Here is a 12,971-nt window from a genome sequence, read left to right as displayed (position 1 = left end):
CGTCGCCGCCGGGTCGAAGAGGGTCAGTTGACCGTCACGCGGAATACGAGCGTCCGCGCGTCACCGGCGGCCACGGTCGGGATGGTCGCGGTCACCGTATTGGCCGCGAAGCTGCCGCCGCTGGTGCCATCCGCCGCGCAGGTGCCGCCGCTGAGCGTGCCGTTGACGAGATTGCCGAACGAGGATTGATATGTCGTCGCCGCCGGCAGCACGTCGCTCAGCGCGATGTTGGCGGCCGGTGCGGCACCGGCCGCATTGGCAACCGAGATGCAATATTCGACGACGGCGCCCGGGATCATCTTCGGATTGGTCGTCAGATTGACGGGATCGCTGATGACCCGGCTGGTTTTCAGGACGGTCAGCACCGCGCCGAACACGGTATAGTCGTCCCTGGCCGAATGCGCGCCGTCGCGTGCGCCATCGGTGGCACCGGCGGCATCGGCGAACACGGTGTCCATCGCCGCGGTGTTGGCGCCGGTGGTCTGGGTGAGTGCCGCACCCTGGCTGCCCGCGGCTCCGCCCTCACGCCCGGTCGCGGTCAGCGTCACCGCGGCGACATCGCCGTTGACGCGCGCGACGGGGATGTCGGCGACGACGAAGACCGTCTTCGACGCATCGGCGGCCAGTTCGTCGAGGTATGCGATCTGCGCATCCCCGGCATCCCAGCTGCCGTTGCCGTTGGTATCGACGAAGACGCGCACGTTCGTCGCGTCGAAGTTGTCGGTGTTGCTGTGCGCGCCGGCACCGCCCGTCTGCTGAACGGCGGTGAGCGCGAAGTCGAGCGTGGCGTTCGAGCTGTTGGTCACCTGAAACGTCGTGACCGCCGACGCTTGGCCGGGGCTGACGCTGGTGGTCGTCGAACCGACTTCGGCCACCGTCACGGCGACCTTCCGGTCGACGGTGAACGTGTCCGATGCGCTGACCGGCGTCTGGGCGACGCCGCCGACGGTATAGCTGACCTGGACCGTGTTGGTCACGGTCTGCCCGGCGGTCGTGCCGGCCCAGGCGGGCGAGGCGGCGAGCGCGGCGAGCACGAGCGTGGTCGCCGCACCCAGCCGGAGGCGGGTACGTGTCATGTCTGTCATCCTTGTTGTCGCGGTGCGCCGGTTTGATTAGCCGCCGGCGCGAAACGGCCGGGGGTTCAGCGGACGATGCCGCGGTAACTCACGCTTCCGGTCGCACCGGCGGGGACCGACGCGATCGTCCAGCGAAGATGGGTGACGTCGGCGGCCACCGCCGGGCGGCGACCGCCCTTCCCATCCGCCACCGTCTGGCCGGCGAGCGATCCGAACGTCCGACCGCCGTCCACCGACACGCCGACGCCCGCCGATCCATCGCCGCTGAACTGGACCGCGGCGGGCACCGGGTTCGTCACCACGATCCGCTCCGCCGGCGTCGCCTCGCGGTTCTGCACCCGCGTGGTGAACACCAGTCGATCGCCGGGCAGCACGACGTCGGCGGGCTTCAGCACGACGCTGGACTTGCCATTGGCTACCACGGTCTTCTCGACCATCACTGAACTGGTCAGCACGACGGCCTGTTGTGCTGGTGCCGGCGCGGCGGCGACGGTGAGCAGGGGAATGACGGTACCCAGAAGGGAAATGCGCTTCATCATCGTGTTCCTCAGTTGACCTTGACCTTGAAAGTAACGGTGCGCGCCGCACCCGCGGCGGCGGTGCCGATCGCCACCTCGATGCCCGCGGCGGAGGCGGTGCCGGCGTCGCCGTCCGCGTCATCGCTGAGGCTTGCGCCCTCCAGCGTCAGGCTGGCGGGAACATAGGTCGTCCCGCCGGGGATGGCGTCGAGGACGCGCAGCCCGCTGACCGTTCCGGCGCCGCTGACCGCCGCCGTCAGGCGATAGGTGACGACTGCGCCGGGCACGACGCGCTGGCCGCCGTAGGGATCGCTGACCACGGCCGACTTGGTGAAGGCGACGCTGGCCCGTCGCACGAGCAGCGCCGAGGCTGCCTGTGCCGTCGCCGTGGTTGCGCCGACGATCGCATCGCCGCCGCCCGTGCCTTGTCCGGCGAACACAGTACCCGGGCTTCCCGAGCCGGTGGCGGCGGTCGCGGTGAGCCCGACGAGGCCGCGGGCTCCGTCCGGCAGGTCCACGCCGACTCCGGCGATGACGAAGACCGTGATCGACGCATCGGGATTGAGCACGGGGCTGAAGGCGCCGGGGGCCACGATGGCGTCGATGCCGACGTCATACAGCCCGTTGCCGTTGGTATCGATCGCGACCGCGGCGATCGTCGGGTCGAAGTCGTCACCGCCGAGCGTACCCGTGCCGAGCAGTTTGAACGCTTCCTGCCCGTTACCGGAATTGGTGACGGTGAAAGTGATGATCTGGTTGGACGCCCCGACGTTGACGATCGCGTCGCCCGATGCCCGCGCGGCCACGGCCACGTCGAGCACCTCGTCGACGCGCAGCGATACCGTGTTCGATGTCAGCGTGGTGGCCGTGCCGCCTTCGGTGAAGGTGGCCGTTGCGGTGTTGTTGATGACGGTGCCGGCATGCACGCCTTCGGCTCGCGCCGGCGTCGCCGCAACCAGCGCCAGCGCGGCAACGCCAGCGAGGGCGCAGACCTTTGTTTGGCGAGGCAAGCCATGGGCTTGGCAGGGGAAGTGCGTGTCCATGACCTGGACGAAACGCCACGTCGGTTAATGCGATCTTTCCAACGATCCAGGGTCAATCCAAAGGATGATGCGGGGCGAGCGGCGGCATCATCCTTTCAGTTGAATCGGTGCCGCGCGCTGGGATAAGGCGCGGAACGAACGGTCGCGTCCGCTAAGGCACAGATCGGTCGCAGCGGGAGATTCGACGGTGCGCTATGTTTTGATCGCCGACGATCATCCGATGGTATCGACCGCCATGAAAATGGCGGTCAACGCCGTCGATCCCGCGGTGATGGTGGAAACCGCATCGACCCTGGGCGAGGCCGAACAGCGGCTACGCGCCCGGCGCTTTGACCTGCTGCTGCTCGACCTGCTGCTGCCCGACGTGCAGGGGTTTGCCGGCCTCGCTGTCGCGCGCGCACTCGCACCGACGACGCCGATCGCGATCGTGTCGAGCCATGACGACGAGGCCACGGTGCGGCAGGCGGCGCGCCTGGGCGCCCGCGGCTTCATCAGCAAGGCAGCGCCGGTCGATGACATGATGGCGGCGCTGCGCGTGCTGCTGGACGGGGGACAGTGGCTGCCCGACGGCGCAACCGTCCCCGATGCGCAGGCGGGACCGTCCGCCGCCGACCGCATCGGCGAGCTGTCGGTCGCGCAGTTGCGGGTGCTGCGGGGCACGGCAAGCGGACGCCAGAACAAGCAGATCGCGTTCGACCTGGGGATCAGCGAACCCACCGTGAAATCCCATCTCTCCGCGATATTCAAGAAGCTCGGGGTGACCAATCGCACTCAGGCTGTCCTGGCCCTGCGTTCGCTCGACGGAGATGCGGCCGCTCCCGACGAAGCGATCGAAACAGAATGATTTCAATACGATAATCATCCGAACGGATGATGGCGCAAATCGCAATAGTTGGCGCATAGACGTCCCCGCGTCCCATGCCACAGCCCCCTGTGGCATGGCCGGCCAGCGGTCGTGACGTTTGTGGCGGGGACGATCAAACCCCGATCGTCCCCGCCGCAGTGGATGCGGGGGAAGCGGCGGGGGTGCACATGCTGGGAATCGCAGCCGATCTGTTCTTCGCGACCTGCGGGCTGCTCGGCGTGCACGTGATCGGCAGTGCGCTCGTCGCTGTCAGCAAGCGATAGCCGGCTTCCCCATCAGTTTCTTGGGTTCCACCAAGCTGCTAGATTGGCGGCGGCGTGGAATGCCTTTGATGGAATGGTTTCGATTTGGCGACCTTGGCAGCATCTCATGAATCCGGTCACGCCGTAAATGATCGGGGTGTGCCCCAGTTGCTTCGCGGCGTGGTCGCGGCAGTGGTGTGCGTCGCCCTGACGTCTGGCTTGGGCGTCTGGCTCTCCGGCGAAGCTGAAAGTGTCGCGCCACTCTGGCTCGCCAATGCCGCGGCGCTTGCCATCATCCTGCGTTCGGATCGCCGGTGTCGTACCGCACTGCTGCTGACCACCGGCGCAGCGTTGATCGCCGTCAATCTGGTCGGCGGGTTCACTCCGTTGCTCTCCGTCGCGCTTGCTGCCTTGAACATTGTCGAAATCGTCGTCGGATTGGCCGTGATCCACAAGTTCGTGGATGCCGGGAGGAGCTTTGCCACCCGCCACAATCTGATGATCCTGATCCTGGCGACGGCATTGTGCGGCCCCGCCGTCAGCGGTGCGCTTGCCGCAGGCATCCTGTCCGTCCTGGCGGGCGCAAATCCGCTCGTCACCGGATCACGATGGTTTCTGGCCGATGCCGTCGGCATGATCGTCCTGTTGCCGTTCCTGATGACGATCGGTCGGCGCGACATGACGCGCCTGCGTCAGCCACGGACGATAGCAGCGGTCGCGGCGGCGATGGTGGTGACCGCCGGCATCACCGCAGGCGTCTTCCTTCAACCGACCTACCCGATCATTTTCCTGATCCCGCCGACCCTCGCGTTCGCGGCGTTCCGGTTGCGCTTCGCCGGCACGGCGCTGGCGGTTCTGGCCGTCGCGATCGTCGCGGTGCCGCTGACTGCAGAGGGATATGGCCCGATCGCGCATGCGCTTCCCGCGCTGAGCGATCGCATCCTGCTGTTACAGTTGTTCCTGTCGGTAGCCGTGCTGTCGGCGCTCCCGATCGCGGCGTCGCTCGCCGAACGCGCGCGTCTGGCGGCCAACCTGCTCGTCAGCGAGGACCGGTTTCGCCGGATCGCGGAAGCCACGCCGATCGGCATCGTGAAGACCGATGGCGCGGGACGCATCACCTACGCCAATCCGCTGTGGTACGAACTGACGGCAATGGCCGCGACCGACGATGGACGATGGCTGTGCGCACGCACGGGGGAGCAAGGGGCCGAGATCGAGCGCAAATGGCGTCTGGCGGCGCGATTGAAGAGTGCGTTTTCGTTCGATCGCATCACCGATGGCGATGGTCCGGGCGGTCGCCGATCGGTGAATGTCACCTTGTCGCCCGAAATCGCGGATGGCGACGTCGTGGGATGGTCGGGCGCGGCCGTCGATGTGACCGCGATGTACCGCGCGCAGGAAGCGACCGCGGAGAGCGAACGCCGCTATCGCCTGCTGGCCGAGAATTCGAGCGACATGATCGTCAGGATCGGGCTCGACGGCGTTCGGCGCTATGTGTCGCCGGCCTCGCGGACGATCCTCGGATTCGAGCCGGAGGACATGATGGGCGACGGCCCCATGCGGCAGATACACATCGAGGATCGTGCGCGAGTCGAACGCACCTGTCGCTCACTCCTCTTCGGTGCGGAGGCGCCGGTCTGCGCCTATCGCCAGCGCCACCGCGACGGTCATTATGTGTGGCTGGAGGCGATCTATCGGCTGGTTTTGGATCCCGAAAGCAACGCGCCCGCCGAATTCATCGCGACCGTCCGGGACATCGGCAAGCGGCACGAGGCGGAGCTTGCCGCCACCCACGCGACGGCAAGCCGGGAAGAAAGCCTCCGGCTCCTCAAGATGGCGGAGAGCATGAGCGGCGTCGGCCACTGGCGCCTCGATACCGCGACGGAAGCCTTGTTCTGGTCGGACGAGGTCTATCACATCCACGGTCGCGACCCGGGCGTTCCGCCGGTGCTGGCCGAGGGGATCGACGCCTATCATCCCGACGATCGCGCGATGGTCAGCGACCATATCGACCGCGCGCTTCGCGAGGGCACGCACTGGCGGTTCCAGGCGCGGATCGTGCGGCCGGACGGTGATATCCGGCATGTGGTCGCGCACGGTCAGGCCGAACGCAGCCCGGACGGACCGGTCATCGGCCTGTTCGGCGTCTTCCAGGACATCACCGACCGCGTCGTTGCCGAGCAGCAACTGATCGCCGCGCGCGACGAGGCCCACGCCGCCGCCGATGCAAAGAGCGCGTTCCTGGCGACGATGAGCCACGAAATCCGCACGCCGATGACGGGCGTGCTGGGCATGATCGAATTGCTGCGGTCTGACCCCGACATCACGCACCGCGACCGCTATTTCGATAGCCTCGAGCGATCGGCGTCGATGCTGATGACCGTACTCGACGATGTGCTCGATTTCTCGAAGCTCGAAAGCCGCAATCTCGTTCTCGAATCGATCGACTTCGATCTGCACGAACTGGTCTCGACGGTCGTGCAGCTGTTCCAGAACGCCGCGTCCCAGAAGGGGCTTCTGCTCGAAATGACGGGGCTCGACGAACCCTTGTGGTTGCGCGGCGATCCTGTCCGATTCCAGCAGATCCTGTCGAACCTGGTCAGCAACGCCGTCAAGTTCACGCAGGACGGCACGGTCCGGATCGCGGTAGAGGCCGAGCCCGTCGGCCGCCGCCGCCGCTTGCGCATCGCCGTCGTGGATACCGGGATCGGTATCGCGCCTGCGGATCAGGAGCGGCTGTTCCGGCCCTTCGTCCAGGCGGATGCTTCGACCACCCGGCGGTTCGGCGGCACCGGGCTCGGGCTGGCGATCACGCGCCACCTGGTCGAAGCGATGCATGGCGAGATCGGCATCGAGAGCGCCTTGGGCCAGGGTTCGACCTTCTGGCTCGAAGCGACGCTGCCCCTTGGAACACCGACGGCAGAGCGACCGGCGATGCGGGCCGTCCGAGCGACGTCCGAACAGCTGCGCATCCTTGTGGCCGAAGACAATCCCATCAATCAGGCGCTTATCTCGGCGCTGCTTGCGCGCGACTCGCACGATGTGACCTGTGTCTCGAATGGCGCGCTGGCGACCGAAGCGGCGATGGCGCGCCGCTACGACCTGATCCTGATGGATATGCAGATGCCGGTGATGGACGGCATTGCCGCAACCCTCGCCATTCGCGCCAGTCACGGTCCCTGCGCCGATGTGCCGATCGTCGCGCTGACCGCCGATGCGAGCGCGGAACGGCGCGACATCTATCGCGACATCGGTCTGACCGATTTCCTGACCAAGCCGATCGATATGCAACTGCTGTCGACTCTATTGGGTTCGATCGCGTCCAGCGCAGTCCCGGACGGGGCGAGCGAGCCGCCACGCCTTGGGGTCGCGATTCTCGACGACACGGTGCTCGAACGGCTGGAGGCCAATCTCGGTCGGGCGAACGCGCGTCAGCTGCTCGACATGCTGTGCGTCGAGGCCCGCGATCGTCCGCGCCGGATCATCGATCTGATAACGCTCGGGGACCGGGCCACAGCGCAGATGGAAGCACACGGCCTGCGCGGCGCCGCCGCCGGCGTCGGTGCGCTGGGCCTTGCCCACGCCGCCGAAAGCATCGAGCGTGCGCTGGATGATGGTGCCCCCAGCCAAGGCGTAATTCAGGCATTGCTGGATGCATCGCGCAGGACGCTCATAGCCCTTGATACTCGCACGAAGAGGCGCGCCTAGGTCTAAGCTCGGCACGCTGGAGGCGGGCCACCAAAGCTGTTGAGGAAATCTATTTCCGCCTTGGTGCTCGCTCCGGGCCGAGCGGCCCTCCGAACGCTTGATACAGCGCGACCGCATTCTGCAACTGCTCCGCCTCGAGCCGGATCAGGGTCTGGTCGATCCCTAGCAACGCACGCTGCGCATCGACCTGTTCGATGTAGGGCGAGTATCCGGCCTGATAGCGGTTGGTCGCGTGTCGCAGGGCGTCGGCCACAGCGACACGCTGGCGCTCGAGCGATCGGCGCTGCTCCTGCTGACCCACGCTCAGGGCAAGTCGATCCTCTACCTCGCGAAAGGCATTGAGCGCGACGCCGCGGTAGGCCCAGGCCGCCTGGTCGCGCTGCATTGTCGCTGTGTCCAGCTGAGCGGTCAGCCGCCCGCCCTGGAATATCGGCGCCAGCACGCTCGCCCCGATCGACCACACCGTGATCGGATCGGCCAGCAGGTCGGACAGGGCGACGCCCGTCGTGGCACCGAGGTTGATCGATGGCAGGAACTGCGCCCGCGCCGCCCGCATCTGCGCGTCGGCCGCGGCGATCCGGTACTCGGCGGCGGCAACGTCGGGGCGGCGTCGCAGCAGGTCGGACGGCAGGACGGCGGGCACCGGCGGCAGCGCCAGGCGCCCGAGCGTCCCGCGCGGGCGGATCGCGCCCGGCAGCCGACCGGTCAGGATGGCGAGCGCATTTTCCTGCCGCGCGATCTGCGCGGTGAGCGCCGGGATGAGCTGGGCGGTCGCCTCATATTCCGCCTCCGCCTGACGCTGCTCGAGCTGCGAGGTATAGCCTACCCGCGCACGATCGCGGGCGAACTTGCGCGCCTGTTCGCGGGAACGCAGCGTCTGCTGCAGCACCACGGAGCGGGCGTCGAGCCCCAACAGTGCGATATATCCGCTCGCCGCCGCCGCCGTCACCGACAGCGCCGCACCGTCGCGCTCGGCGAGGCGCGTGGCCGTGCCCGCCTTCGCCGCATCGAGCCGCGCGCGGTTCTTGCCGAACAGGTCGACTTCGTAGGCGGCGCGGAAGGCCGGTTGCGCCACCAGCGATTCCTGCGGCCTGCCGAACGGCGACACCTCGCGACGATACGCGCCATCCGCGCCTGCCGACAGGCTGGGCAGCAGCAGCGCGCGCGACCCGGCTTCGGTCGCCCGTGCCTCCTCGACCCGCGCGATTGCCACCCGCACGTCGGGATTGTTGCGACGCGCATCGTCGACCAGTTGCGCCAGCGTCGGGTCGCCGAACGATTCCCACCACCGCGCATCGACCTGCCCTGCGCTCGCGACGCCGGTGCGCCATTCGAGCGGCGGCTGGACCGCCGTTTCTGGCGGTGCCGCACGCATGGCCGGCACGCATCCGGCGAGCGCCAGTGCGGCTAGGGTCGCGGCGGGGACCGGGCGGCGCGCGTCGATTATGGCCGCGTGGCGACGGTTGCGACGACCGACATGCCCGGCCCGAGGCGCTTGACCGCCGCCTGGCCGCGGTCGATGGCGATCCGCACGGCGATGCGCTGCGGCACCTTCACGAAATTACCGGCACCCGTGTCGGGCTTCACGATACTGAATTCGCTGCTCGCGGCGGGCGCGATGCTTTCGACCCGCCCGGTCAGCTCCAGCCCGCCAAGCGCATCAACCTTCAGGCGCGCGCGCTGCCCGACCGTCATGTCCGCAGTCTGCGCTTCCTTGAAGTTGGCCACGACCCACAAAGTGTCGGGGACGATCGCCATCAGCTGCGTGCCGGCGCTCACCAGCTGGCCTTCGCGCGCGGCGATCTCTCCCAGTCGGCCGGCGCGCGGCGCGCGGATTTCGGTGCGCGACAATTCGAACTGGGCGAGGCCGGTTGCCGCCTTGGCACCGGCGACCTGCGCTTCCAGCGCGCCGCGCCCGACCTGCACCGTGCGGACCTGCTGGACCGCGATCTCGCGCTGGGCCTGTGCCTGGCGCACGCCGGCCTGCGCCTGCCCGAGCGCGGCGCGAGCCTGGTCGCGCTCGCGCAGGCTGATCGACCCCAGCCGCGCCAGTTCGTCGATCCGCACCATGTCGGCCTGCGCCTTGCGCAGGTTCGCGCGCGCGCTGTCCACCGCGGCGTCCTGCAGGGCGATCTGTGCCTGCGCCGATCGCAGGCTCTGCTGGCTGTTGGCCAGGCTTGCCTGCTGCGCCAGCGCGGCGGCATCGCCCTGCTGCACTTTCTGCTGATAGGGCGTGGGGTCGATCCGTGCGAGCAGGTCACCCTTGCGCACCATCTGGAAATCGGTGACCGGCACGGCGACCAGATAGCCCGACACCTGCGGGCTGATTACGGTCGTGCGTCCGCGGACATAGGCGTTGTTGGTGGTCTCGCTCCCGCCCCCGAACGGCGGCAGGCCCCACGCCGCCAGCGCAACCAGCACCGCAGCGACAAGGATCGTCACGCCGATGACGATCTGCGCGCGGGAGCGCTGCGGCGACCAGCCACGCGCCCGCTCGGGCACCGGTTCGTCCACCGCATCGGTCGCCGGCACCGTGGGCGCCTGCCCGCTGGCTGCGGGGATCGGCGCATGGTGCGGTCGCGATGCGGGCTGGATGGCTTCGTCGGTCATTGCGGCGTCCTTGTGAGCCGGCTCTGAAGCAGCGCCAGCTCCTTCGCGAGGGGGTTGCGCCCTTGGATGCGGTTGATCGCCCATGGCACGAGCACGGCGACGAAGGCGAGCGAGGCCAGGGTGCCGACGAGGAAGAAGACATCGTTGAACGCGAGCACCGCCGCCTGGCGCCCGATCTCCTGCGTGACGCTGGCGGAGGCGGACTGCTGTTGCAGGGCCGGGTCGATCTGGACCGGCGCCACCCGGCGCGCGGCATTGGCGAGCGCCCCGGCGAGCGGCTGGTTGCTGAGCGTCAGCGTCTGCCCGGCATCGATCAGGTGCGTCTTCAGCCGTATCGTGTGGAACGCCGACAGCGCGGCGGTCCCGGCAAGTCCGCCCAGCGACTGCGACAGCGAGAACATCGCAATGAAGCTCACGACCCGGTGCGTGCCCGCCGCCAGCGCGCGCAGCATCCCCTCCATCATCACCGGCCCCACCGCGAACACCGCGGCAAAGGCTATCGCGCCCTGTGTCCAGAACAGGTCTTGCGGGCGCGTCATGACACCGGTTCGCGTGTCGGCAAAGGCGGCGACGGCGATGATGAGGATGGCGACCAGCACGGGGCGCACCAGATCGCGCGGGTCGAGGCGCAGCACCGACACGACGATCCCGGCGACGGTCGCCCCGGTCAGCACCCAGAGATACCCCGTCAGCTGATCCGCTCCATAGCCGAGCGACGACAGCAGCCCGGTCGCGCCGAAGCCCTGTTCGGCGACAAGCACCCGGACGCTTGCCGCGACCAGCGCCAGCGCCAGCAGGTTGCGGCTGGACAGCCACCTGAGGTCGAGCATGGGGCTGGCGCGGTTCAGCTCGATCATCGCGCACGCGCCAAGGCTCAGGATCGCGAGCGCCAGCGCCTGGCCCAGCCACGGCGTGTCCCACCACTGGATGCGTCCCTGGACCAGGAAGGCGCACAGCCCGGTCACCCCGATCAGGAACAGCGCGAAGCTGACGATGTCGAGCGGCTCGAACGTCTTCTGGCGGATGCCGGGGGGCAGGCGCAGCAGGAACACCGATCCCAGCGCCAGCAGCGACAGGCCGAACTGGAACAGCAGGATCCGGTCGAGCTGCCCGTCGATCAGCAACGCGGGCGACAGCGCGCGCGCGAGCGGGAAGGCGACCTGCGACAGGCCGACCGACAGCACGATCGCCGCGAGGCGCATCTTCGCCGGCAAGCCCTGCATCAGGTAATAGAGCGACAGCGCCGACAGCCCGCTCGCGACGATCCCCGCGATCGCGCGCGCCGTCAACTCGACGCCAAGGCCGGGCTGGAGCAACTGAACCAGATTGGCCGCGACCAGTCCCGCCATCGCCCAGCGCGCGAACGGCTGGATGCCCCATTCCTGACGGACGCGGAACAGCAGCATGCTCATGCAGGCGTAAGTCGAATAGAAGGCAACCGTCAGCCAGCCGGCGTCGACCGGCGTCAGGTCCAGCGTCGCTTGCAGAGCGGCCGTATTGGCGAGCAGGAAACCATTCTGCGCGCCGCCGACCAGGCCCAGCAGCACGCCGATCGCCAGATACGCGGTCTTGCGCGCGCTCGGGTGGTCCGGGTTCGCGGGCGAACCTGGCAGCAGGGGAAGCTCATGCGCCTGGAAACGATAGCCGCTGCGCGCATCGACGAACGCGGCTGGACCAGCGTCTGTCCGACCCGGAACTGGTTCATCGGCGGGCATCGGCGGTTCGTTTCCCTGTTGCGCGGTACCCCGGTTCGATGGCCCGCGCGCGCTCTGTCATAGGCGCGAAACCGCCGCGATTGGAGCGCAAAACGCGGAGTAGCCGGGCGTCGGTAGCGCGCGGCGCGAAGCGTTTCGGAGTGCTCGTGTTGTCCGCTTCGGCGGTAAACGGCCGTCAGGCTCGGAACTGTCTGAAAACATCTGACAAGCCGGCCTGCTCACCCTGGCGTCTCAGTGTCCGGACCGCATCCTCGATGTCGATATCGAAGTCGGCGACGGCGCTGTCCTGCTCGCGAAATGTTCCGCCCAGGCTGCGCACCAGCGCCATCGCCGCCCGGTTCTCGGCAAGGACATGGACGATCAGCCGCTCAAGGCCCTCGCGCCGACAATCCATCAGCAAGACCGCGGTCAGCATCCTCGCCAGGCCGCGACCATGATATTCATCGAGTACCGTCACCGAAAATTCCGCGTCGGTCGGTACATGGTCATCGCGAAACGCATGCACGACGCCAAGCGCCGGCATGTCCGCCACATCGGTGCGCAAGGCTCCCCAGGCGATATGATCGTGATCGTCGACGCTGATAAGGCGATCGATCACCGCCGGGGGCGGCTCCCGCATGCCCGAGAAGAACCGGAAATAGCGCGATTGGGGCGTCAGCAACGCAATACCGGCCCTCAGGCGCTGCTCGTCCTTGCGGCGGACCCGGCGGATGCAGACGGGCGTGCCGTCCGTCAGGCAGCTATGGATCACCGTCATGCGCCATGGGTCCCATGAGGATGACCATTATATGATGGCGGCGCAGATTTTCGACAGGGGTGCCGGTACGCGCCGACGGTATCCAAGGACATGATTGACGATGGCGTATGACAAGTTCGTCGCGGATGGTCACATCGGCGAATTCGGCTGGCCCCGTGGGGGAGCGTTGCTCGGGCAGGCTGCATTTCGCCAGCGCGGATCGCGACGTCGATGGCAACGTCGGACTCTCTCGAGAAAACTTGGTCCGATCGGTTATGGCATTTCCAGATCATCGCTTGGGTCACCGGCTGCCCAAATTCCGGCGGCAGGTGTTGATCTCCGATCTGCCGGTCCTTGATCGACAGATCCTCACTGCACTCAGCATTTGAAAGCGAGCCCCAGCAGATGGCTGGGAGGGCGTGAGTTCGCGACGGCGGATTCGCGCATCTTGGCTAGTC

Annotated in this window: 9 protein-coding genes; 2 read left to right on the top strand and 7 right to left on the bottom strand. The window is 67.8% G+C overall.

Annotated features, from left to right (window positions below; genetic code table 11):
- Positions 1-23: 23 nt before the first annotated feature.
- From M9980_RS11015 to M9980_RS11005, 3 genes are all read right to left on the bottom strand, one after another.
- A complete protein-coding gene (locus M9980_RS11015) occupies positions 24-1,076 on the bottom strand; it encodes a hypothetical protein (protein WP_250750673.1) in 1,053 nt (350 codons plus the stop codon).
- Positions 1,077-1,141: 65 nt separating this feature from the next.
- On the bottom strand, positions 1,142-1,615 hold the full coding sequence (locus M9980_RS11010; protein WP_250750671.1) for a hypothetical protein: 474 nt from the start codon (positions 1,613-1,615) through the stop codon (positions 1,142-1,144).
- A gap of 8 nt (positions 1,616-1,623) precedes the next feature.
- A complete protein-coding gene (locus M9980_RS11005) occupies positions 1,624-2,604 on the bottom strand; it encodes a hypothetical protein (protein WP_250750670.1) in 981 nt (326 codons plus the stop codon).
- Positions 2,605-2,836: 232 nt separating this feature from the next.
- On the opposite strand from M9980_RS11005, the gene M9980_RS11000 reads away from it, so the two are divergent.
- Both M9980_RS11000 and M9980_RS10995 read left to right on the top strand, forming a co-directional pair.
- Positions 2,837-3,481 (top strand): response regulator transcription factor, encoded by a 645-nt coding sequence (locus tag M9980_RS11000; protein ID WP_250750668.1) that lies wholly within the window; start codon positions 2,837-2,839, stop codon positions 3,479-3,481.
- 422 nt (positions 3,482-3,903) lie between these two features.
- Positions 3,904-7,452 carry a PAS domain S-box protein gene (locus tag M9980_RS10995; RefSeq protein WP_250750666.1) on the top strand — a complete coding sequence of 1,183 codons (3,549 nt, stop codon included), beginning with the start codon at positions 3,904-3,906 and terminating at the stop codon, positions 7,450-7,452.
- A gap of 49 nt (positions 7,453-7,501) precedes the next feature.
- Here M9980_RS10995 and M9980_RS10990 read toward each other — a convergent pair whose 3' ends face one another.
- The 4 genes from M9980_RS10990 to M9980_RS10975 all read right to left on the bottom strand — a co-directional run bounded on the left by M9980_RS10990 (position 7,502) and on the right by M9980_RS10975 (position 12,534).
- Complete coding sequence (locus M9980_RS10990; protein WP_250750664.1) at positions 7,502-8,827, bottom strand: efflux transporter outer membrane subunit; 1,326 nt, start codon at positions 8,825-8,827, stop codon at positions 7,502-7,504.
- A gap of 68 nt (positions 8,828-8,895) precedes the next feature.
- Positions 8,896-10,062, bottom strand: a complete 1,167-nt coding sequence (locus M9980_RS10985; protein WP_250750663.1) for an HlyD family secretion protein — start codon at positions 10,060-10,062, stop codon at positions 8,896-8,898.
- Positions 10,059-11,777, bottom strand: coding sequence for an MFS transporter (locus M9980_RS10980; protein WP_250750661.1), 1,719 nt, complete (start codon positions 11,775-11,777; stop codon positions 10,059-10,061). The genes M9980_RS10985 and M9980_RS10980 overlap by 4 nt, the downstream gene beginning before the upstream one ends.
- A 175-nt stretch (positions 11,778-11,952) precedes the next feature.
- Positions 11,953-12,534, bottom strand: a complete 582-nt coding sequence (locus M9980_RS10975; RefSeq protein ID WP_250750660.1) for a GNAT family N-acetyltransferase — start codon at positions 12,532-12,534, stop codon at positions 11,953-11,955.
- Positions 12,535-12,971 lie beyond the last annotated feature (437 nt).

The organism is Sphingomonas donggukensis (assembly GCF_023674425.1).
Lineage (GTDB): Bacteria > Pseudomonadota > Alphaproteobacteria > Sphingomonadales > Sphingomonadaceae > Sphingomonas > Sphingomonas donggukensis.
The sequence above is the reverse complement of the archived record's forward strand: the minus strand, read 5'-3'. Positions and strand labels throughout refer to the sequence as shown.